Genomic DNA, 20,339 nt, shown 5'->3' on the forward strand with positions numbered 1-20,339 from the left:
GGCGCGGGGGCGGCGGACAGGCCCTACCGGCGGGCCGTGTACGGGCCGCCCAGACCCCATGCCTGGTGCATCGCGTCGGCGAAAGCCGCCGCCAGCCTGTGTTCGCCGGTGGGACCGGGGTGCGTCCCGTCGTACGTGTCCCGGTGGATGTCGTACCCCGGCGGGCGGGAGGCCAGCAGGATCGGGGACATCGGATCGTCGAGGTCGGCGACGGCCTTCGCGAGAAGCTCGTTGAAGCGGTCGCACTCGGCGGCGAACGGCGCGTCCGACTCGGCCCGTACGTTCGGTATCACCGGCAGCAGCACCATCTTGACGTGCGGGTTCGCGGTGCGGGCCGCCGTGATGAACGCCCTTGCGTTCAGGGCGGTCTGGCCACTGTCCGTATAGAACCCGAGGTCTATCAGACCGAGCGAGACGAGCAGGACGTCCGTGCGGTGATCGGCGACGGTGTCGGCGATCACCGGGGCCATGTGCAGCCAGCCCTCGCCCCAGCCGGCCAGATGGGCACGGGCCCCGACCGGGAAGTCCGGTGCGCCGTACGCGTACGAGACGGGGGTGTTCGTCCCGGTGTCGTACAGCTCGCTGCGCGGGCCGACGATCTCGAACCCTGTGCCGAGTGCGGAATCCAGGTGCTGCCACATCCGGTAGCGCCAGGTGAAGTCGCCGGCGCGGCCGATCGTCATGGAATCGCCGACAAACGTGAAACGCATGACGTCATCATCGCGGATCACTCCTGCGGCCTGCGACGTGACGATGGACACTTGGGTCCATGCGTTCGTACCTGACTGTGTCCGGAGCCGCCGCGCTGCTTCTCCTCGCGGGGGCGGCTCCCGCGACGGCCGGAGACGGAGCCGACCGGAGCTTCACGATCGAGGACCCCAGGATCACCGAGTCCAGCGGTCTCGCGGCCAGCCGTATCCACCCCGGCGTCTACTGGACGCACAACGACAGCGACGACGGGCCGTACGTCTACGCCGTGGACTCCCGCACCGGGAAGACCGTCGCGACGATCACCATGAAGGGGGTGGGCCGGCCGCGCGACGTGGAGGCCATCTCGCTGGGGCCCGACGGCAATCTGTACGTCGGTGACATCGGCGACAACCTGAACGGCAGCTGGGACCACGTCTGGATCTACCGCTTCCCGGAGCCGAAGCAGCTCAAGGACGCCACGGTCCGCGCCACGCAGTTCGATGTGAAGTACGCCGACGGTCCGCGCAACGCCGAGGCGCTGATGGTCCACCCCGCGACCGGGCGCGTCTACATCGCGTCGAAGAACGAGGACGGCGGCGGGCTGTACGAGGGCCCCGCGAAGCTCACCACCGGTGCCACCAACGTCTTCCGGCGCGTGGGGGAGGTGCCGTGGGTGACGGACGGTGCCTTCTCGCCGGACGGCAAGGAGCTGGTGCTGCGCTCGTACTTCAGCGCCCGTGCCTATGCCTTCGGGAACGGCAGGCTCGGCGCCGACCACGCGGTCCGGGCGCCGCTCCAGCGGCAGGCCGAGTCGGTGACGTACACGGCTGACGGCTCGGCGCTGATGTTCGGCTCGGAGGGGGAGCGGAGCGATGTGGTGCGGGTGGACGTGCGGAGCGACGGCGGCGACGGGGGCACCTCGCCGTCGAAGGGGGGCGGCGGCGCGTCGTCCTTTGCCGGTGGTGGGAGCGGCGACGGGACGAAGGGCAGCACCCTGGTCGGAGCGCTGGTGCTCGCCGCCGTGGGAGCGCTCGTCCTCATGAGACGGCGCCGCGGCCGCGGCTGACCGGCGGCCGGTCCCCCGCGCGTGCGGCCCGGCCCCGCATCACTCCGCGGCACGCCGTTCGACGAGCACGTCGAAGCCGTCCAGCAGCCGTTGCAGGCCGAATGCGAAGTGGTCGACGTCGTAGCTGAACGCGTCCTCGGAGAGCGCCGCCATCAGCGGATAGTCGCCGCTCCTCATGGCCCGCTCCAGGTAGGGGCGTTGGTCCTCCCAGAAGGCGTCATTGCTCAGCCCGGTCTGCTGCACGGCCTCGGTGGTCTGGAGCCGGGTGCGGGCGATGCCCTCCACGAAGCTGTTGACCGTGATGATCGTCGAGATCAGTTCCTGGTCGGTCAGACCCATGCCCCTGATGCGGGCGAGGGCCAGTTCGAGACCCCGCAGGGCGCTGGGGCCGAGGACCGTACGCGCCTGGTTGATCTTGAGCAGCCAGGGGTGGCGGCTCAACTGTTCCAGGTAGGTGCGCGCCATGGCGTCGAGGGCGGCGCGCCAGTCGGCCGGGGTGTCGGCAGGGGCATCGGCCAGGGGTTCGCCCAGGACGTGGTCGAGCATCAGGTCCAGCAGTTCGGCCTTGCCGGGGACGTACCGGTAGAGCGACATCGTGCCGGTGCCCAGATCGGTGGAGAGCCGGCGCATCGAGAGGGCGTCCAGGCCCTCCGCGTCGGCGATCGACACGGCGGCGGTGACGATCCGGCCGAGTGTGAGAGCCGGTTTGGGGCCGCGGCTGGGGCGGTCGCCGGTTCCCCACAGGAGCTCCAGGCTGCGCCCGATGTCGCCGCTGCCGGCCGTCGTTCCGTCCGCCCCACCCGCTGAACCGTTCTTCGTCATGGGCTCAGCGTAAGCCTGTGGAGAGAAACTGAGTACGGTGTACTCTCATTTGGGTACAGCGTACTCAGTTCATTGCGGAGAAGGGGGTCCTGTCATGGGTGCGAGCGGATGTGCCGTACGTGCCGCAGGAGTCGTGAAGCGGTACGCGCAGAAGCGCGGCGAGGGGAAACGGGCTCTCGACGGGTTCGATCTGACTGTCCGGCCCGGCACCGTGCACGGGCTGCTCGGACCCAACGGGGCCGGCAAGACCACCGCCGTGCGCGTCCTGTCGACGCTGCTGCGGTTCGACGCCGGGCGGGCCGAGGTCGCCGGGCTGGACGTGCTGCGCCGGCCCCGCCTCGTGCGTACGAGGATCGGGCTCACCGGGCAGTACGCCGCCGTCGACGAGATCCTGACCGGGCGGCAGAACCTGGAGATGTTCGGGCGCCTCTTCCACCTGGGCGGCCCGCAGGCCCGGCGGCGGGCCGCGGAACTGCTGGACCGGTTCGATCTGCGCGACGCCGCCGACGAGGGGGTCAAGGGGTACAGCGGCGGAATGCGACGCCGTCTCGACCTGGCGGCATCGATGATCCTCGCCCCCCAGGTGCTGTTCCTGGACGAGCCGACGACCGGGCTCGATCCGCGCGGACGGGGTGAAGTCTGGGACAGCGTAAGGGCGTTGGTGGCCGAGGGGACGACGGTGGTGCTCACCACCCAGTACCTGGACGAGGCCGACCGGCTCGCCTCGCGCATCACCGTCATGGACCGGGGCCGGGCCATCGCCGACGACACCCCGGACGGGCTGAAGAACCGGGTGGGGGGCGACCGGATCGAGGTCGTCACGGCCGAGACGGCCGACCTGCCCGCGGTCGTGAAGGCCGTGGAACGGGTCGCCGACGGCGGTGTCGTCGTCTCCGACGAAGCGACCCGCCGCGTCCACGCCCGGGTCGCCGACCGGGTCGCCGCGCTCACCGATGTCGCGCGCACCCTCCAGGACGAAGGCATCGAGGCCGAGGACATCGGGCTGCGCAGACCGAGCCTCGACGATGTGTTCCTCGCGCTGACCGGGCACCGTACCCGGACGCTCGAAGAGGAGGTGGTGGTATGACCGCCGTCGCTCCGCACGCGGTCGGCCCCGCACGTGGCCGACTCCGCTGGGCGCTCGCCGACAGCTGGAACGTCACCCGGCGCAGCCTCACCCACTATCAGCGCCAACCGACTGCGATCATCTGGCAGTTGGGCTTCCCGATCCTTTCCGTGCTGCTGTACGGATATGTCTTCGGCAGCGCCATGAAGGTGCCCGGAGGCGGTGACTACCGGGAGTTCCTGATGCCGGGCATGTTCGCCACGACCATGGCCATGGGTTTCATGAACACCGCGATGGCCATGGTGACGGACGTCGGCAAGGGCGTCGTCGACCGATTCCGCTCCATGCCGATGGCCCCGTCCGCCGTCTCCGCCGGACGCGGTCTCGCCGATCTGCTGGTCGCCGGTGCAGAGTTGACGATTCTCGCGGCGACCGCCCTGGCGATCGGCTGGCGGGCCGACGGCGGGCCGGCCGCCGCCGTCGGCGCGTTCGGACTGCTTCTGCTGCTCCGGTCCAGCCTGATCTGGGTCGGCGTCTGGCTGGGGCTCCTGATCCCGAACGCGGAGTCGGCGGGCGGCCTGTACGCGGTCGCGTTCCCGGTCACGATGATCTCCAGCGCCCTGGTCGCCCCCTCCCTGATGCCGGGTTGGCTGGGCACCCTGGCCGCCTGGAACCCGATCTCGTCGACCGTCACGGCAACCCGCGAACTCTTCGGCAACCCGGTGGCGGGGGGCGGCACCTGGGTCGAGGAACACGCCCTGCTGATGGCGGTGGTGTGGCCGGTGGCGCTGACCGCGGTGTTCCTGCCGCTGGCGGTGCGACGGTTCCGGCGACTGAGCCGCTGAGCGGCCGCCCGACGACCGGCGCGCGCCGGCCGGACGACCGGCATGCATAGGATCGGGCGCCATGACGAACAGCGGCCCCGACCCCTTCTCCACCGAGCGGCTCGACGCCCTGCCCCTGCGGGTCGCGTACGCGGACGAGATGGCGGCCGTGCTGGCCGACCCGGCCCTGCACACGTACACCGGCGGCGCCCCGGAGACCGCAGGTGAACTGCGGGTCCGCTACGCACGCCAGACCGCCGGTTCGCCGGATCCCGGGGTGGCGTGGTGGAACTGGGTGCTGCGGGTACGGGACGAGGGCTGCCTGGCCGGTTACGTGCAGGCGACGGTGCACGCGCGGGAGGCGGAGGCGGAGATCGCCTGGGTGATCGGGACGCCGTGGCAGGGGCGGGGATACGCCAAGGAGGCGGCGGCGGGGCTGGTGGCCCGTCTGACGGGAACGGGAGCGGCGCGGACCGTCGTCGCCCATGTCCGTCCGGACCACACCGCGTCCGCCGCCGTGGCCGCCGCCGCCGGACTGGCGCCGACGGAGGCGTGGTGCGACGGCGAACGGCGCTGGGAACGGGGCCGGGCGGGCTGAGCGCGAGCCCTCGCCCCGCGACGGCGGCGCTCGGGGGGTCAGCCCGCCGAAGCGGCCAGCAGGCGTTCCACGCGATGGGCGACGGCCAACAGGTGTTCGTCGCCGCCGACGCGGCCGATCAGCTGCACCCCGAGAGGGAGTCCGTCCGTGTCCCGGTGGCCCGGGACCGCCACGGCCGGCAGCCCCAGCGCCTGCCAGGGCCGGCTGAGGACCGGGGAGCCGGTGGCGGCCAGGCCCGCGGGGGCGGGGCCGACGGCGGCCGGGGCGAGGACGGCGTCCGCCGACTCCAACAGCGCCTGGAGGCGGCGGCGCTGTGCGGCCGCGTGGTCCAGCGCATCCAGGTAGTCGAGCCGCGAGACACGGTGGCCGTCCTCGACGAGTCGGCGGAGAGGGGTGCTGAGGGGCTGCTCGCCGGGGGTACCGGCGGGGGGCCCTGTTTCGTACGCATCGGATGCGGCGCGTGTGTCGTCCGAGGAGTGCGTGGTGTTCAGGGCGCCCGCGTCGTACTCGGTCGCGAGGGCACGGGCGGCCTCGTACGCCATGACCGTGGTGTGGGTCCGCACGAGCGCGGCGAGATCCGCGTCGATCGCCAGCTCACGCACCTCGGCCCCGGCGGCCAGGAGTGTGCGGCGGGTGTCCTCCATGGCCCGGTCCATGGCCGGGTCGGTGGGGTGGAAGCCGTACGCGGTCCGATCCGGCGCACCGGGGCTCGTGCCGGAGCAGACCAGGACCACGGGGTGCGGGACGTCCGGCAGGGCCGCGTCCCGGCTGTGCGCGGCGCGGCCGAGCAGGGCGGCGCGGGCCAGGGCGAGGTCCTCGACCGTCCGGGTCAGCAGGCCGAGCGAGTCGAGCGTGTGGCTGAGGCCGGCGATGCCCGTGAGCGGAAAGGTGCCCGGCGTGGCGACGAGGCCCGCGGCGCCGCAGTACGCGGCCGGGCGGATGGTCGACGCGGCGGTCTGGGTGCCGAGGGCGAGGGGAACCATGCGGTCGGCGACGGCCGCGGCCGAACCGCTGGAGGACCCGCCGGGCGTGTGGTGCGGGGCGTGCGGGTTGGCGGTCCGGCCGGGGGTGAAGTACGCGAACTCGGTGGTCACCGTCTTGCCGACGAGCACCGCGCCGGACGCGCGCAGCCTGGCCACGCACCAGGCGTCCCGATCGGGACGGTGGCCCCGGTGGCGGGGCGAGCCGTACCCGGTGGGCTGGTCGGCGGTGTCGATGATGTCCTTCACGCCCACCGGAACACCGTGCAGGAGACCTTGGCGGGGGCCGTCGTCCAGCAGGCCGGCCCGTCGCACGGCGGCGGCCCGGTCGAGATGTTCCCAGGCCCCGACCACCGGCTCGCGGGCGTCGATCCGGTCGAGGCAGTCGGCGAGCAGCGCGGTCGCGGTCAGCTCGCCGGACTCCAGGGCGCGGACCGCCCGGGTGAGGGTGAACTCGTGCGGCGGGACGGCGGTGGCGGACGGCGGCATGGGCGTGGTCCTCCTGGGGCGGGGGCGGGCCCGGTGTGCGGGCCGCCGCGGTGCGGCAGGCCGGCCGACCCGGCCTTCGTTGTCAGTGGTGGCTGTGAGGATGATCTTCGCCGGTGGAACCCACCGGCGGACACCGCCATTTGCTGAGGGGACGTCATGGGCACCTGGGACACCGGTCATTTCGACAACGACACTGCCGCGGACTTCTCGGGAAGCCTGGATGCCGTTCCCGAGACCGAGCGGGAAGCGGTCATCCGCAAGGTTCTGGACATCGCGATCGAGGCGGACTACCTGGAGAGCGACGAGGGCGAGGAAGCGGTCGCGGCAGCCGCGCTGGTCGGATCCCAGTGCCCGGAGGGGGAGGCGGTGACCACCTCGTACGGCCCCGACAAGGCGCTGCCCACCCTGTCGACGGACCTGCGTCCCCTCGCGGTGAAGGCCCTCGACGCGGTGCTGGGCGAATCCTCGGAGCTGCGTGAGCTGTGGGACGACGCGGGGGACGAGCAGTGGGCGGCGGGCGTCACCCGGCTCAGGAAGGTGCTGGCGGCGGCCGGTTGATCAGGTACGGCGGCGCCCGGCCCGGATGAGCTCGGCGACATCGAGCGTCACCGGGGCGCCGATCGAATCGGGCAGTGCGACCGTCTGCCCGGGGGCGTACACCTGGTGGCTGTCGTAGCCGCCGCCCATGGGCTCGGTCAGGACGTGCACCCGGCCGTGCTTGCGGTCGACGATCACATAGACCGGGATCTTGGCCTCCGCGTAGGCGGCGACCTTGTTGCGCAGGTCGCTGTTGTAGTTGCTGGAGGTGACCTCCAGCACGAGGCGGAAGACGGCGGGGTCGTAGCAGTTGTTCTCGGCCGGATGCTCGTCGAAATCGGCGTCGACGACCGACAGGTCGGGGATGGCGTAGTCCTCGGGGCCCCCGGGGAGCCACAGGCCGATGCCCTGAATGACCTCCGTCTCGCCGTCGTCGAGACCGGCTGCGATGAAGGGGCGCATGATCTTGGTCAGCGCTCGGCCGTGCGGGCCGTCCGGGGGTGGGGCCACGGTGATGACGCCTCCGATGATCTCGACGCGGTAACCCGTCAGCTGCTCCGCGAGGCTGTTGGCCGTTTCGAGCAGCGATTCCGGCTCACCGTCACAGGGGTGCTCGACTGCTGCTGCAGACATTGCGGGCCTCCTGAAGGGGTGATGTCGAGGCCATCATCGTAGGACGATCCGGCCGCCCGTGCCCGGAAGGCACCCGGTCACCCGGTCGGGCGAACGGCGAAGGGCCCCGCGCAGCCGATGTGCGCGAGGCCCTCCGTACGCGTGACCGTTACAGCTTCTCGATCACGTAGTCGATGCAGGCCGTCAGTGCCTGGATGTCCGCCGGGTCGATGGCCGGGAACATCGCCACGCGCAGCTGGTTGCGGCCCAGCTTGCGGTACGGCTCGGTGTCGACGATGCCGTTGGCGCGCAGCACCTTGGCGACCGCCGAGGCGTCGATCTCGTCCGCGAAGTCGATCGTGCCGATGACCTGCGAGCGCTTCGCCGGGTCGGAGACGAACGGGGTCGCGTACTTGGAGTCCTCGGCCCAGCCGTACAGGTTTCGTGCCGAGGTGGCCGTGCGGCGGACCGAGAAGTCCAGGCCGCCCTGGGAGTTCAGCCAGTTCAGCTGCTCGTTCAGGAGGAAGAGCGTGGCGAGGGCCGGGGTGTTGTACGTCTGGTTCTTCAGGGAGTTGTCGATCGCCGTGGGCAGGCTGAAGAACTCCGGGATGTGACGGCCCGACGCGTGGATGCGCGCGGCGCGCTCCAGGGCCGCCGGGGAGAAGACACCGATCCAGAGACCGCCGTCGGAGGCGAAGGACTTCTGCGGGGCGAAGTAGTAGACGTCCGACTCGGTGATGTCGACCGGCAGGCCGCCCGCGCCGGAGGTGGCGTCCACCAGGACCAGGGAGCCCTCGTCGGCGCCCGCGACGCGCTTGACGGGTGCGGCGACACCGGTCGAGGTCTCGTTGTGCGTGAAGGCGTAGACGTCGACGCCCGCCTCGGCCCGCGGGTCCGGGTGGGTGCCGGGGTCGGAGGCGATCACGGTCGGGTCGGCCAGCCACGGGGCGAGCTTGGCGGCCTTCGCGAACTTCGACGAGAACTCGCCGAAGTTGAGGTGCTGGGACTTCGTCTCGATGAGCCCGTGCGTCGCGATGTCCCAGAAGGCGGTCGAGCCGCCGTTGCCCAGGATCACCTCGTAGCCCTCGGGGAGGGAGAAGAGGTCGCGCACACCCTGACGCACCGCGCCGACCAGGTTCTTGACCGGGGCCTGGCGGTGGGACGTACCGAGAAGAGACGTGCCGGTGGCGGCCAGCGCGTCGAGCGCCTCCGTCCGCACCTTGGAAGGACCGGCGCCGAAGCGTCCGTCGGCGGGCTTGATGTCAGCGGGAATCTGGATATCGGCCACGAACCGGAGCGTAGTGCCTCACGGACACGGTCGAGGACCGTGTCCGTCGGATGAGACACCCGCTCCGGTGCGTGGACGGCGTGTGCGCCGGTCCGTGGACCGTGTGACGGGGGGCGGGGTCAGCCCAGTTCCACCGGCAGTTCGTGGAGGTCGTTCTGGGTGACGATCGGCTTGTTCCGCAGCTCGGACGCGGGGACGGCGAGTTCCAGCTCCGGGAACCGTTCGTACAGCGCGGGCAGGGCCACCCCCGCCTCCAGCCGGGAGAGTGCCGCTCCCGGGCAGACGTGCGGACCGTGGCCGAAGGCGATGTGGCGGTTGGGGGAGCGGGTGATGTCGAAGTCACCGGCGGTCGGTCCGTGCTGCGCCTCGTCGCGGCCGAGCGCGCCGAAGGAGACGATCAGCGCCTCGCCCTTCGGCAGGATCTTGTCGCCGACCTCGACGTCCTCCGTGGCGAACCGGATCAGGACGTGGGACGTGGGCGTGTTCCAGCGCAGCGTCTCCTCGATCACGTTCTCCCACGGCACCTCACCGTTCAGCACCTGCTTGCGCTGCTCGGGGTGGGTCTGGAGCGCGACGACCGCGTTCACGATCAGGCTGATCGTGGTCTCGTGACCGGCCGCGATGATCAGCTGCAGGGTGTTGACGATCTCCTCGTCGGTGAGGTGGTCTCCGTCCTCGGAGGCCGCGATCAACGCGCTGGTGAGGTCGTCGCCCGGCTCGGCCCGCTTGGAGTCGACGATCTTCGTGAAGAGCGCGCCGAGGTCCGCCATCATCTGCGGGACCTCCTCCGGCGGCGTCTGCGTCGAGAAGAACTTCTCGAAGAGCTCCTTCAGCCGCGGGTGGTCCGCGCTGTCCACGCCCATCAGCTCGCTGATCACGTTCATCGGCAGCGGGTACGCGAACTCCGCCTTCAGGTCGACCCTCTCGCCCTCGGGCAGCGCGGCCAGCCGGTCCAGGCTCGCCGTGGTCAGCGCCTCGATGCCGGCCCGCAGCCGTTCCACCCGCTTCACCGTCAGTGCCTGCGCGACCAGGGTGCGCAGCCGACGGTGGTCCGCGCCGTCCACCGTGAGCATGGAGCGCCCCGGGTTGGCGAGGCCGATCAGCGGCCAGTCCATCGGTATCTCGCCGCGCTGCCAGGCACTCCAGACGTTGATGTCCTTCACGATCCGGCTGTCGGTGAGCAGCTGGCGGGCCTCGGCGTGGTGGGTGACCGCGTAGCAGTGCACCCCGCCGGGCAGTTCCACCTCGGCGAGCGGGCCGGCCGCGCGCAGCCGGGCGCTCTCGCCGTCGAGGTCGGTGACGAAGGGGTCGAGCGCGATCCGGGTCATCTCGTGCCTCCGATGGCGGTTTCCGTGGTGGGTCCCAGGGCGAGGGTGGGCGTGAAGGTCAACGGCAGGTCGGTCAGGCCCCGCAGCCATGGGGACGGGCGCCGGGTGAGCTGCTCGGCGGGGACGGCGAGGTCGATGTCCGGGAGCCGGTCGAGCAGTACCTCGATGCCGGTACGGGCGATGACCTCGGCGGTCTCCTGGGCCGGGAACGGGCAGCGGTGCTCGCCGTGGCCGAAGGAGAGGAACGCGTTGTTGCCGCCGGTCATCGCGGAGCCGTCGGTGCGGACCTGCGGGTCCGAGTTGGCGGCGGCGATGCCCAGCAGCAGCAGGTCGCCCGCCTCGATGTGGCGACCGCCGAGGCGGGTGTCGCGCGAGGCCCAGCGTCCCGCGACGTTCTGCGTCGGGGTGTCCTCCCACAGGACCTCGTTCATGGCCTCGGCGACGCTGTGCCGGCCGCCCGAGAGGGAGGCGGCGAACCGGTCGTCGGTGAGCATGAGCCGCAGCGAGTTGCCGATCCAGTCGGCGGTCGGCTGGTGGCCCGCGGCCATCATGACCATCAGGTCCTGGGCGACCTCCTCGTCGGTGAATCCGCCCCGGTCGGCGAGCATCCGCGAGGCGACGTCGTCGCCGGGTTCGGCGTGCTTGTCGGCCAGCAGCTGGAACATGGACGAGGCGAGGTGCTGCTGGCCGGCCAGCGCCCGCTCCCGGCCGTCGATCATGTCGTTGAGCGAGCCGACGAGCGCGTGGCCGACGGTGTCGCTGAAGCCGTAGATCTTCGCCAGGACGAGGGCGGGCAGCAGCATCGCGTACTCGGCGATGATCTCGGTGCCGCCGGTGGCGCAGAAACGGTCGACGAGACCGTCGGCGAACCCCTCCGCGTACCGCTTCAGTGCGAACGGGTCGACGGACTCCAGCGCGTTGCTGATCATCGCGGCGCGCTCGGTGTGCCGGGGGCCGACCGTGTAGAGGATCGACGGCTGCTTGCGGCCGATCATCGGCAGCAGCGGCCAGTCGTCGGGGATGTGCTCCCACTGGTTCCACAGGTCGGAGTCCCGGCTGAACAGCACCGGGTCGGCGGTGACCTGGTGCAGTTCGCGGTAGCCGAGCACGAGCCAGGCGGGGATGTCGCCGTCGAGGACGACGGGCGCCACGGCTCCGTGGTCGCGGCGCATCTCCCGGTACAGCCGGGTCGGTTCGGTCTGGAACCGTGGGCCGGAGAGCGGCTCGCGGCCCTGGGACACGGGGCAGCCGGAGGCCGGCGCCGGGGACTGGGTCACGAGGTGGGCTCCGGGGTCTTCTCCGGCGTGATCTCCGGACGGGCGGCGGACGGGGTGGAGACCTTGCCCTGCGAGAGGGCGTGCAGGTACTCGACCAGCGTGATCAGTACGTACTTGCTGGACGAACGGTCCCGGGCGTCGCACTCCACCAGGGGGATGTCGTCCGAGAGGTCGAGCGCCTCCCGTATCTGCTGTTCGGTGTGGAGCGGACCGCCGAAGTCGTTGCACGCCACGATGAACGGCGTGCCGTGGTGCTCCAGGCGGTCGATCGCGTACCAGGAGTCGGCGAGCCGGCGGGTGTCGACGAGGACGACCGCGCCGAGCGTGCCCGAGAACAGCCGGTCCCACAGGAACCAGAACCGCTCCTGGCCCGGGGCGCCGAAGAGGTACAGCACCGAGCGTTCGTCGAGCGAGATCCGGCCGAAGTCGAAGGCGACGGTCGTGGACGTCTTCGACTGCACACCGTCGAGGTGGTCGACGGCCTCGCCCGCGCTGGTCATGGTCTCTTCCGTGTTCAGCGGACGGATCTCGCTGACGGAGCGGACCATGGTGGTCTTGCCGACCCCGAAGCCGCCGACGACGACGATCTTCAGTCCGTTGTCGGCCGTCGCCTGCAGGGCGGCACGGTCAGAGGTTGCGGAGTCCAACGAGCACCTGTTCCAGGATCTCGGGGTCGGGGAGCCGGTCCGCGACACGGGCGGTACGGGGGTGGCGGGCGCTGATCCGGCCGGTGTCCAGCAGATCGGACAGCATGATCCGGACGATGCTGACGGGCAGGCCGAGGCCCGCGGCGATCTCCACGACCGCGGTGGGCAGTTGGCACATCCGCAGGATCGTGACGTGCTCCGACTGCATGCCGGGGACCGGCTCGCACTCGGAGACCACCAGCGTCACCAGGTCGAACGCGTCCGAATCGGACCGGCTGCGGCCACCGGTGAGGGTGTACAGCCGGTCCGGGTCGTCGTCCCGGCCGGGGCGGCGGCGGGTCATACGTTCGCTGTCGCGTCGACGGCGGCCGCGGGGGCCGAGGAGGAGCGCGGCGGCGCGCTCAGGTGCTCGCCGAGCTGCTCGACGAGCTCGCTCATGTTGTGCCCGATGAGGCCGACGTCGGCCTCGTCGGAGGCGACGACCGCGAGATGGGCGCCCGCGCCCGCCTCGACGATGAACAGCACGCCGCCGTAGAACTCGGCCATGGCGGACCGTACGCCGCCGGTGCCGTCACCGAACTCGACGGACGCGCCGTGCGACAGGCTCTGGATGCCGGCCGAGATCGCGGCCAGTTGGTCGGCCTGGTCGACGGAGAGCTCGGGGGTACGGCACAGCTTGAGGCCGTCCCTGGACAGGACGAGGGCATGACGGGTGCCGGGGGTGCGCTCCAGGAGCCCCTCCAGCAGCCAGTTGAGCTTCTCGTCGGTGGTCGCGGTCATCGGGTGTTGCCTTCTTCCGGGTGCGGGGGATTGGGCCGGACAGCCTGGCGGAAGCTGCTGAAGCGGGCTGCCTGTTCCTTGGGGTCGGCGGTACGGGGCGGCGGGGTCGCGCCGGTGCCGTTGGCGTTGGCGCGGGCCTCGGCGGCGGCGAGCGTGCGGCCGCGGGGGCGCTTGGGGAGTCCGCTCTCGCCGAACCGGGGGAGGTTGCGGGTGGTCTCGGACGTGGGGGCGTCCGGGAGCGCGGCGGAGTCCACCGGTGCCGGGTCCTGCGGGAGCCGGGGGTCGGCCGCGGCGGCCGTCTCGTGGGCGGGCTCCGGCTCGGACACCGGCTGGGCCGTCGGCTGGATCACCGGCTGGGACGCCGTCGGCCCGGACGCCGGGGCCTGGGCGGCGGGGACCTTCAGCGAGGCACGGGTGAGGAGTTCCTGCGGGAGCATCATCAGGGCGCCCGTGCCGCCGCGCGCGGATGGCCGGAACGAGACGGTCAGACCGTGCTTGCGGGCCAGCCGGCCCACGACGGCGAGGCCGAGCCGGGTGCCGGAGAGCCCTGTCAGGTCCTGGTGCGTGGCCGACACCGCACGCTCGGCGCGGCGCAGCTGGACATCGCTCATGACCAGGCCGCTGTCCTCGACGGTCAGGACGATGCCGGCCGGCACCTCCTCGACGTACACATGGACCTCGGCCGTGGGCGGAGAGAAGTTGGCCGCGTTGTCCAGGAGCTCGGCGAGCGCGTGCATGACGCCCTCGGCCGCGTGACCGGCGACCGCGACATCGCTGGTCGAGTGGAGGCGTACGCGCTGATAGCCGCTGATCCGGCCCATCGCGCCGCGCAGGATCGACTCCATCACGATCGGCTTCGCCCAGCGCCGCCCGGAGCGGGCGCCGGTCAGCACGGCGATGGAGTCGGCGAGGCGGCCGGCCTGGGCGGTGCGGTGGTCCAGATGGAGCAGATCGCCGAGCACGTCCTCGGCGGAGTGCCGGTGCTCCATCTCGCGCAGGTCCGCGAGCATGCTGGTGGACAGGGCCTGCATGCGGCCCGCGGCGTTGGCGCAGGCGGCGATCGCGGCGGAGCGCTCGGTCTCGCTGCGGGCCGCGCGGGCGCCGAGCCGCTCGGCCTCGGCGGTGAGTCGTCCGGTCTCGGCGACGGCCTGCGCGTTGATCCGCGCCGTCTCGGCCTCCGCCGCGGCCTTGATCCGGGCGGTCTCGGCGGTGAAGCGCTGGCCCTCGGCCGCGGAGGCGGACACGAGCCGGCTGATCTCGCCGGTGAACCGCTGGGTCTCCGCCGCGAGACGGGCGCGCAGCCGGTTCGCGGCGGCGCGGGCGTGGACGGCGGTGGCCACGGCGGCGGACAGCAGCACGGCGGCGGCGCCCGCCCCCCAGGCCAGCGCGGGCCGTACCGAGTCGGGGGCGGCGACGACCGCCCACACGCACAGGGATCCGGTGACGGCCAGAGAGATCAGCAGGGCCAGTGCGGTCGGCCGGGATGAGGGGCTCAAGTGGAGTCCTTGGGGGCGGACGGGACGAACGGGCGGGTGGGACGGGCAGGGCAGAACGGGACACTTCGTACGGCGCAGGCGAACGCGACAACTGGAGCTGATAATTCCAAGCCAAGTTGTGGTCACTATATGAGAATTGATGCTCTCTTTGGGAAGTCCTTGTGGCGTTCTCTGTTACGTATGTGACTACGCGTCCGACGTATTCCGACGTATTGACGTATTCAGGGGAATCGCGCGGCCTCGGGAGGCCGAGCGGCCCGATCAACGGCATCCTGAGCCCATGGCCGCACATCAGAAACCCGCGGAACGCGCCGAACTCGCACAGGCCCTGCGCTCCGCGGTCCGTGGAGAGGTCGACTTCGGGCCCACCGCGCGGGCGTTGACGACGATGGACGCCTCCAACTACCGCCGCGTACCCCTCGGCGTCGTCGCCCCGCGCGACGCCGACGACGTGGCCGCCGCGCTCGCCGTCTGCCGCGCGCACGCGGTGCCCGTGGTCCCGCGCGGCGGCGGCACCTCCATCGCCGGGCAGTCCACCGGTACCGGGGTCGTCCTCGACCTCACCCGCCACCTGCAAAGGATCGTCGAACTGGACGCCGGGTCCCGCACCGCGGTCGTCCAGCCGGGCGTGGTCCTGGACGATCTGCGCGCCGCCGCCGCCCCACACGGCCTCACCTTCGGCCCCGACCCCTCCACACACAGCCGCTGCACGCTGGGCGGCATGATCGGCAACAACTCCTGCGGCGCGCACTCGGTCGCCTGGGGCACCACGGCCGACAACGTGCAGGCCCTGACCGTGACCCGCTACGGCGGCGACACACTGCGGCTGGGCCGGGGCGGCGGGGCCGGATTCCCCGCCGCGCTCGTCGGACTCCCCGAACTCGTCGGTGCCGACCTCGCTCTCCTGCGTACCGGCTTCCCGGCGCTCCCGCGCCGCATCTCCGGGTACGCGCTGGACGCACTCCTGCCGGAGCGCGGAACCGACCTCGCCCGTGCCTTCTGCGGCAGCGAGGGCACGCTCGGCGTGGTGACGGAGGCGTCCGTACGACTGGTCGAGGCGCCGGCGGCCCGCGCGCTCGTCGTACTCGCCTACGCCGACGAGTCCGCCGCCGCCGAGGCCGCCCCCGGCCTGCTCCCCCACCACCCGCTGACCGTGGAGGGCATGGCCGCCGATCTCGTACGGGAACCGACCGGGCTGCCGCGCGGCGGTGCCTGGCTCTTCGTCGAGACGGGTGGCGCCACCCCGGCCGAGGCCGGGGCGCACGCCGAGCGCGTCCTGCGGGCGGCCGACGCGCTGGACGGCGTCGTCGTCACCGACCCGGCCGGACAACGGGCCCTGTGGCGCGTCCGCGAGGACGCGGCCGGCACCGCCACCCGGATGCCCGACGGCACGGAGGCCTGGCCCGGCTGGGAGGACTGCGCCGTTCCGCCCGCCCGCCTCGGCCCGTACCTCCGTGACTTCCGGGCCCTGCTCGCCGAGCACGGCCTGCGCGGCACCCCGTACGGACACTTCGGTGACGGCTGCGTCCACGTCCGGATCGACTTCGACCTGCTGAACCCCGAAGGGGTGGCGCGCTTCCGCCGCTTCTCCGGAGAGCTTGCGGACCTGGTCGTCGCGCACGGCGGGTCACTGAGCGGGGAGCACGGCGACGGCCAGGCCCGCGCCGAACTGCTCCCGCGCATGTACGGGGACGAACTGGTCGCCCTCTTCGCCCGGTTCAAGGACATCTGGGACCCGGACGGCGGCATGAACCCGGGCATCCTCGTCCGCCCGGCCCGGCTCGACGAGAACCTCAGGTTCGAGGTGCTGCCGAGGCGTCCGGTGGACGTCGCCTTCGGCTACCCGGACGACGGCGGCGACTTCTCCGCCGCGGTACGCCGGTGCGTGGGCGTCGCCAAGTGCCGCACCGCCCGGCCCGCGGGCGCGGGCGTGATGTGCCCGTCGTTCCGGGCGACCGGCGAGGAGGCCCACTCCACCCGGGGCCGGGCCCGGCTGCTGCACGAGATGCTCGCGGGCGAGGTGATCACGGACGGCTGGCGGAGCGAGGAGGTGCGGGACGCGCTCGACCTCTGCCTCGCCTGCAAGGGCTGCCGCGGCGACTGCCCGGTGGGTGTCGACATGGCCACGTACAAGGCGGAGTTCCTGCACCACCACTACCGGGGGCGGCTGCGCCCGGCCGCCCACTACGCGATGGGATGGCTCCCGCTGTGGCTGCGGACGGCCTCCCCGTTCGCGGGCGTGCTGAGCGTGCTGGCCCGGGTGCGCCCGGTGGCGGCCCTGGCCAAGCGGCTCGCCGGGATCGCGCCGGAGCGCGGGATCCCGGTGCCGGCCCGCGAGACGTTCACCCGGTGGCTGCGGCGGCGGTCGGCCAGGGGCACGGTGATCCTCTCCAACGACCGGGTGGCCCTCCTGTGGCCCGACACCTTCACCAATCACTTCTCGCCCGAAGTGGGCCGGGCGGCGGTCCGCGTCCTGGAGTCGGCGGGCCGGACGGTGCTGACGCCCGGTCGCGGGCTGTGCTGCGGTCTCACATACGTGTCGACCGGCCAGCTCGACAGGGCCCGTACGGTGATGCGCCGAACCCTGGACCGGATCGGTGCGGTCCTGGGAGACCCCCTCGTCGTCCTCGAACCGAGCTGCGCCGCCACCCTCCGCACCGACCTGCCCGAACTCCTCCCCGACGACCCGCGGGCGGCCGAACTCGCCGGATCGGTGCGGACGTTGGCGCAGTACCTGGAGGAGTGCGCCCCGCACTGGCGGCCACCTCGCCTGGACCGCCCGGTCACCGGCCAGACCCACTGCCACCAGCACGCGGTCCTGGGCGACGCGGCGGATCGCCGGTTGCGGGAACGGGCGGGTCTGACCGGCGAGTTGAGCGGTGGATGCTGCGGGCTCGCCGGGAACTTCGGCTTCGAGCGGGGCCACTGGAATGTCTCGGTGGCCTGCGCCGAGGAACAACTGCTGCCGTCGGTGCGCGCCGCGGAGCCCGGCACGCAGGTGCTGGCGGACGGATTCTCCTGCCGGACGCAGCTGGAGCAACTGGGTGGCGTGCGGGCACGTCACCTGGCGGAGGTGCTGGCGGAGGGCCTGCCTCGGATGCCGCCGGACGAGTGAGGGCGGCACACTTTCCCGGCGGGCACCGGCACGGGTTTCCCGATGGACACCGTCACGAGGAGGAGCAGTGAAACACCACGTACGCCCCGAGGGGTCTCCGCCGACCAACGGATACAGCCACGCGGTGACGTTCAGCGGGGCCATGGTCGCCGTCTCGGGCCAGGTGCCGGTGGACCGTGACGGAAACCTGGTGGGCGCCGAGGACGCCGAGGCGCAGGTGCGCCAGGTCTACGCGAATCTGTCCGCCGCGCTGGCGGCGGCGGGATGCGATCTGCGCGACGTGGTCAAGCTGACGGTGTACCTGACCGATCTCGCGGACCTGCCGGCCTTCCGCCGGGTGCGTGACGAGCACCAGGACGCCGGGCGCCCGCCCGCCTGCTCCCTGGTGGGGGTGGCCGGCCTGGTCCACCCCGGATTCCGGGTCGAGATCGACGCGCTGGCCGTCGTACCGGGCGGCGGAACGCCCCGCTGACGTGGATCCCGTGCCTGTTCACGGGGCCCGGTGCGGGGCGTCGCCCCGCGCGATCTCGCGGGCGAGCGCGACGAGGTCGTCCAGCGCGGGATGGCCGGGGGCGTCACGCCGGGCGAGCAGGACCGGGATGGTGGGGGCGTCGACGAGCGGGCGGTAGGCGACCCCGGGGTGCGGATGCATGCCGGCGGTGGACGCGGCGGACACCCCGACGCCGCGCCCCGCCGCGATGGCGGTCAGCCAGTCGTCGGTGTTGGCGACGGTGAGGGTCGTGGCGGGGCGGGTGTCCGGCGGCCAGAGGTCGACGGTGGTCGTGCCGGAGACGGTGTTGAGGACGACGGTGCTGCCCGCCAGTTCGGTGAGCGTGAGCACGGCGTGCCCGGCGAGCGGTCCGTCGGCGGCGACGGCCGCCACCCGGTCCTCCTCCAGGAGCACCTCGGTGACGAGCCCCGGCGCCTCGACCGGCCCCCGCAGCAGCGCGGCGTCGACTTCGCCGCGGGTGAGTCCGGCGGTGCGGTCGTCGATCCGCAGCAGTTCGAGCGGGGTCTGCGGATACCGCTCCTGCCAGCGGCGGAGCAGCGGGGTGGTGTACGGACCGAACGCGGACCAGGCGTGCCCGACCCGCAGCGGCCAGTGGCGCAGCCCGCCGGGGTCGAGCGCCGCGTCGAACGCGGCGACCGCGGCGGCGGCCCTGTCCCGGAAGGCGACGCCCTCGGGGGTGAGGGCGAGATGGTGGGTGGACCGGTCGACGAGCCGGATGCCGAGGCGCTGCTCCAGGGCGGCGAGCGTGCGGGAGACCGCGGGCTGGGTGAGGCGGAGGCGGGCGGCGGCGCGGGTGACGTTGCCCTCGTCGGCGACGGCGAGGAAGGCACGCAGGTGGCGGACCTCGATGCCGCGGCCGGAGTCGTGGCCCGACCGGTTTCCGGTGCGGCCGTCATCGCTGCGTCCAAGGCTCATGCGCGGGGAGCATAACGGGAGCCCAGCAGGCATTTCACGCACCACGCGGAGGTACCTACCTTAAGAGGAGGTACCGCACGACGAGAGTGCAGTATCTTCAATCGAGCAGTGCATTGAAATGTACCGTCGTGCATCAGGCGTCGCGCGTCGCGCATCAGACGTCGTGCATCGGGCGTCGCGTGTCGCGCATCAGGCGTCGCGCGTCGGGCTTCGGACTCGGGAGGAACACCACAGGTGAACGACCAGCGCAGTGCAGCAGCGGCCGCGGCCACGGAGCAGGCCGCAGCCGTCGCCGTACCGGAGGCGGTGTCCGCCCTGGACGGTGCGGCAGGTCCCGCACGCCCCGGGGGCCGGAGGGCGGCGCTCGCCCCGGTCGCACTGGTGGTCGCCGGCGGCCTCTCCGTCCAGTTCGGCTCCGCGGTCGCGGTCCTGCTGATGCCCCGGGCCGGCGCGCTCGGGGTCGTCACCCTGCGCCTGGCCGTCGCCGCGCTGGTCATGATGGCCGTCTGCCGCCCGAAGCTGCGCGGTCACACGCGCGCCGACTGGGGCACGGTCCTCGCGTTCGGTCTGGCCATGGGCGGCATGAACACGCTCTTCTACCAGGCCGCCGACCGCATCCCGCTGGGCGCGGCCGTCACCCTGGAGGTGCTGGGTCCGCTCGTCCTCTCGGTGATCGCCTCCCGCCGTCTGATCAACGTGGTGTGGGCGGGCCTCGCGCTGGGCGGCGTGGTGCTGCTGAGCGGCGGGGGATTCGACCGCCTCGATCCGGTGGGCGCCGCGTACGCACTGGGCGCGGGTGCCATGTGGGCGACGTACATCGTCTTCAGCGCCCGCACCGGCCGCCGCTTCCCCCAGGCGGACGGCCTGGCCCTGGCCCTGGTGGTCGCCGCGCTCCTCTCCCTGCCCCTCGGCCTCCTGGAGTCGGGCTCGAAACTGCTGGTCCCGTCCACGCTGGGGCTGGGGGCGGTGGTGGCACTGCTGAGCTCGGTCCTTCCGTACACCCTCGAACTCATGGCGCTGCGTCGCCTGCCCGCGCCCACCTTCGCGATCCTGATGAGCCTCGAACCGGCGATCGCGGCCGCGGCCGGCTTCCTCATCCTCGACCAGGCCCTCTCCACGACGGACGCCCTGGCCATCGCCCTGGTCATCGGCGCGAGCATGGGGGCGGTGCGCAGTCAGGTGCGGAACGGGAAGGGCCGCGACCACGCCTGACGGCCCGCCCGCAGCCGCCCGCACTCCGCGGCCGTCCGCGCCGGACACCCGACCCGGCCCGTATCCACCGGGCCGCCCCGTGAGCG

At 72.5% G+C, this 20,339-nt stretch carries 20 protein-coding genes; 8 read left to right on the forward strand and 12 right to left on the reverse strand.

Annotated elements, in window-relative coordinates:
- Window positions 1–23 precede the first annotated feature (23 nt).
- Window positions 24–710 carry a GDSL-type esterase/lipase family protein gene (locus tag ACIRP2_RS07885; protein ID WP_404247654.1) on the reverse strand — a complete coding sequence of 229 codons (687 nt, stop codon included), beginning with the start codon at window positions 708–710 and terminating at the stop codon, window positions 24–26.
- Window positions 711–769: 59 nt separating this feature from the next.
- Between ACIRP2_RS07885 and ACIRP2_RS07890 the strand changes: the two genes are divergently transcribed.
- Window positions 770–1,756: a WD40 repeat domain-containing protein gene (locus tag ACIRP2_RS07890; protein ID WP_404247656.1), complete on the forward strand. Its 987-nt coding sequence runs from the start codon at window positions 770–772 to the stop codon at window positions 1,754–1,756.
- A 39-nt stretch (window positions 1,757–1,795) separates the two neighbouring features.
- Here the strand turns inward: ACIRP2_RS07890 and ACIRP2_RS07895 are convergent, their stop codons facing one another.
- Window positions 1,796–2,578 carry a TetR/AcrR family transcriptional regulator gene (locus ACIRP2_RS07895; RefSeq protein WP_404247658.1) on the reverse strand — a complete coding sequence of 261 codons (783 nt, stop codon included), beginning with the start codon at window positions 2,576–2,578 and terminating at the stop codon, window positions 1,796–1,798.
- Window positions 2,579–2,672: 94 nt separating this feature from the next.
- Between ACIRP2_RS07895 and ACIRP2_RS07900 the strand changes: the two genes are divergently transcribed.
- The 3 genes from ACIRP2_RS07900 (at window position 2,673) to ACIRP2_RS07910 (ending at window position 5,066) form a co-directional block, all read left to right on the forward strand.
- Window positions 2,673–3,665 carry an ATP-binding cassette domain-containing protein gene (locus ACIRP2_RS07900; protein ID WP_404247660.1) on the forward strand — a complete coding sequence of 331 codons (993 nt, stop codon included), beginning with the start codon at window positions 2,673–2,675 and terminating at the stop codon, window positions 3,663–3,665.
- Window positions 3,662–4,489: an ABC transporter permease gene (locus tag ACIRP2_RS07905; protein WP_404247662.1), complete on the forward strand. Its 828-nt coding sequence runs from the start codon at window positions 3,662–3,664 to the stop codon at window positions 4,487–4,489. The genes ACIRP2_RS07900 and ACIRP2_RS07905 overlap by 4 nt, the downstream gene beginning before the upstream one ends.
- Before the next feature lie 61 nt (window positions 4,490–4,550).
- Window positions 4,551–5,066 carry a GNAT family N-acetyltransferase gene (locus ACIRP2_RS07910; RefSeq protein ID WP_404247664.1) on the forward strand — a complete coding sequence of 172 codons (516 nt, stop codon included), beginning with the start codon at window positions 4,551–4,553 and terminating at the stop codon, window positions 5,064–5,066.
- Window positions 5,067–5,104: 38 nt separating this feature from the next.
- On the opposite strand, the gene ACIRP2_RS07915 is transcribed toward ACIRP2_RS07910, so the two are convergent.
- A complete protein-coding gene (locus tag ACIRP2_RS07915; protein WP_404247667.1) occupies window positions 5,105–6,535 on the reverse strand; it encodes an amidase in 1,431 nt (476 codons plus the stop codon).
- Between the two features lie 156 nt (window positions 6,536–6,691).
- Between ACIRP2_RS07915 and ACIRP2_RS07920 the strand changes: the two genes are divergently transcribed.
- Window positions 6,692–7,093 (forward strand): DUF4259 domain-containing protein, encoded by a 402-nt coding sequence (locus ACIRP2_RS07920; RefSeq protein WP_404247669.1) that lies wholly within the window; start codon window positions 6,692–6,694, stop codon window positions 7,091–7,093.
- Here the strand turns inward: ACIRP2_RS07920 and ACIRP2_RS07925 are convergent, their stop codons facing one another.
- The 8 genes from ACIRP2_RS07925 to ACIRP2_RS07960 all read right to left on the reverse strand — a co-directional run bounded on the left by ACIRP2_RS07925 (window position 7,094) and on the right by ACIRP2_RS07960 (window position 14,500).
- Window positions 7,094–7,705, reverse strand: coding sequence for a Uma2 family endonuclease (locus tag ACIRP2_RS07925; RefSeq protein ID WP_404247671.1), 612 nt, complete (start codon window positions 7,703–7,705; stop codon window positions 7,094–7,096). It lies immediately after the preceding gene.
- Between the two features lie 148 nt (window positions 7,706–7,853).
- Window positions 7,854–8,972, reverse strand: a complete 1,119-nt coding sequence (gene serC, locus ACIRP2_RS07930) for a phosphoserine transaminase (RefSeq protein WP_361445803.1) — start codon at window positions 8,970–8,972, stop codon at window positions 7,854–7,856.
- A 119-nt stretch (window positions 8,973–9,091) separates the two neighbouring features.
- Window positions 9,092–10,300: a cytochrome P450 gene (locus ACIRP2_RS07935; RefSeq protein ID WP_404247674.1), complete on the reverse strand. Its 1,209-nt coding sequence runs from the start codon at window positions 10,298–10,300 to the stop codon at window positions 9,092–9,094.
- Entirely contained in the window at window positions 10,297–11,577 is a 1,281-nt protein-coding gene (locus tag ACIRP2_RS07940; protein ID WP_404247676.1) for a cytochrome P450, read from the reverse strand. The genes ACIRP2_RS07935 and ACIRP2_RS07940 overlap by 4 nt, the downstream gene beginning before the upstream one ends.
- Window positions 11,574–12,224: an ATP/GTP-binding protein gene (locus ACIRP2_RS07945; RefSeq protein ID WP_361445812.1), complete on the reverse strand. Its 651-nt coding sequence runs from the start codon at window positions 12,222–12,224 to the stop codon at window positions 11,574–11,576. The genes ACIRP2_RS07940 and ACIRP2_RS07945 overlap by 4 nt, the downstream gene beginning before the upstream one ends.
- Window positions 12,205–12,567 carry a DUF742 domain-containing protein gene (locus ACIRP2_RS07950; protein ID WP_404247678.1) on the reverse strand — a complete coding sequence of 121 codons (363 nt, stop codon included), beginning with the start codon at window positions 12,565–12,567 and terminating at the stop codon, window positions 12,205–12,207. The genes ACIRP2_RS07945 and ACIRP2_RS07950 overlap by 20 nt, the downstream gene beginning before the upstream one ends.
- Window positions 12,564–13,004, reverse strand: coding sequence for a roadblock/LC7 domain-containing protein (locus ACIRP2_RS07955; RefSeq protein WP_365691168.1), 441 nt, complete (start codon window positions 13,002–13,004; stop codon window positions 12,564–12,566). Before ACIRP2_RS07955 ends, ACIRP2_RS07950 begins: the two co-directional genes overlap by 4 nt.
- Window positions 13,001–14,500, reverse strand: a complete 1,500-nt coding sequence (locus tag ACIRP2_RS07960; protein ID WP_404247680.1) for an ATP-binding protein — start codon at window positions 14,498–14,500, stop codon at window positions 13,001–13,003. Before ACIRP2_RS07960 ends, ACIRP2_RS07955 begins: the two co-directional genes overlap by 4 nt.
- Window positions 14,501–14,780: 280 nt before the next feature.
- Here ACIRP2_RS07960 and ACIRP2_RS07965 point away from each other — a divergent pair, with 280 nt between their 5' ends.
- Together ACIRP2_RS07965 and ACIRP2_RS07970 are read left to right on the forward strand one after the other, a co-directional pair.
- Window positions 14,781–17,615: an FAD-binding and (Fe-S)-binding domain-containing protein gene (locus ACIRP2_RS07965; RefSeq protein ID WP_404247682.1), complete on the forward strand. Its 2,835-nt coding sequence runs from the start codon at window positions 14,781–14,783 to the stop codon at window positions 17,613–17,615.
- Window positions 17,616–17,682: 67 nt separating this feature from the next.
- Entirely contained in the window at window positions 17,683–18,087 is a 405-nt protein-coding gene (locus ACIRP2_RS07970; RefSeq protein ID WP_404247684.1) for a RidA family protein, read from the forward strand.
- An 18-nt stretch (window positions 18,088–18,105) separates the two neighbouring features.
- On the opposite strand, the gene ACIRP2_RS07975 is transcribed toward ACIRP2_RS07970, so the two are convergent.
- Window positions 18,106–19,041, reverse strand: a complete 936-nt coding sequence (locus ACIRP2_RS07975; protein ID WP_404247686.1) for a LysR family transcriptional regulator — start codon at window positions 19,039–19,041, stop codon at window positions 18,106–18,108.
- A 234-nt stretch (window positions 19,042–19,275) separates the two neighbouring features.
- Here ACIRP2_RS07975 and ACIRP2_RS07980 point away from each other — a divergent pair, with 234 nt between their 5' ends.
- A complete protein-coding gene (locus ACIRP2_RS07980; RefSeq protein ID WP_404247688.1) occupies window positions 19,276–20,253 on the forward strand; it encodes an EamA family transporter in 978 nt (325 codons plus the stop codon).
- The last annotated feature ends 86 nt before the right edge of the window (window positions 20,254–20,339 follow it).

The organism is Streptomyces sp. NPDC101194, assembly GCF_044767885.1.
Classification (GTDB): Bacteria; Actinomycetota; Actinomycetes; order Streptomycetales; family Streptomycetaceae; genus Streptomyces.

Excerpts from the sequence above, each read along its gene's own strand:
- ACIRP2_RS07885 (WP_404247654.1), bottom strand. The coding sequence starts at position 710 with ATGCGTTTCACGTTTGTCGGCGATTCCATGACGATCGGCCGCGCCGGC.
- ACIRP2_RS07890 (WP_404247656.1), top strand. The coding sequence starts at position 770 with ATGCGTTCGTACCTGACTGTGTCCGGAGCCGCCGCGCTGCTTCTCCTC.
- ACIRP2_RS07895 (WP_404247658.1), bottom strand. The coding sequence starts at position 2,578 with ATGACGAAGAACGGTTCAGCGGGTGGGGCGGACGGAACGACGGCCGGC.
- ACIRP2_RS07900 (WP_404247660.1), top strand. The coding sequence starts at position 2,673 with ATGGGTGCGAGCGGATGTGCCGTACGTGCCGCAGGAGTCGTGAAGCGG.
- ACIRP2_RS07905 (WP_404247662.1), top strand. The coding sequence starts at position 3,662 with ATGACCGCCGTCGCTCCGCACGCGGTCGGCCCCGCACGTGGCCGACTC.
- ACIRP2_RS07910 (WP_404247664.1), top strand. The coding sequence starts at position 4,551 with ATGACGAACAGCGGCCCCGACCCCTTCTCCACCGAGCGGCTCGACGCC.
- ACIRP2_RS07915 (WP_404247667.1), bottom strand. The coding sequence starts at position 6,535 with ATGCCGCCGTCCGCCACCGCCGTCCCGCCGCACGAGTTCACCCTCACC.
- ACIRP2_RS07920 (WP_404247669.1), top strand. The coding sequence starts at position 6,692 with ATGGGCACCTGGGACACCGGTCATTTCGACAACGACACTGCCGCGGAC.
- ACIRP2_RS07925 (WP_404247671.1), bottom strand. The coding sequence starts at position 7,705 with ATGTCTGCAGCAGCAGTCGAGCACCCCTGTGACGGTGAGCCGGAATCG.
- ACIRP2_RS07935 (WP_404247674.1), bottom strand. The coding sequence starts at position 10,300 with ATGACCCGGATCGCGCTCGACCCCTTCGTCACCGACCTCGACGGCGAG.
- ACIRP2_RS07950 (WP_404247678.1), bottom strand. The coding sequence starts at position 12,567 with ATGACCCGCCGCCGCCCCGGCCGGGACGACGACCCGGACCGGCTGTAC.
- ACIRP2_RS07955 (WP_365691168.1), bottom strand. The coding sequence starts at position 13,004 with ATGACCGCGACCACCGACGAGAAGCTCAACTGGCTGCTGGAGGGGCTC.
- ACIRP2_RS07965 (WP_404247682.1), top strand. The coding sequence starts at position 14,781 with ATGGCCGCACATCAGAAACCCGCGGAACGCGCCGAACTCGCACAGGCC.
- ACIRP2_RS07975 (WP_404247686.1), bottom strand. The coding sequence starts at position 19,041 with ATGAGCCTTGGACGCAGCGATGACGGCCGCACCGGAAACCGGTCGGGC.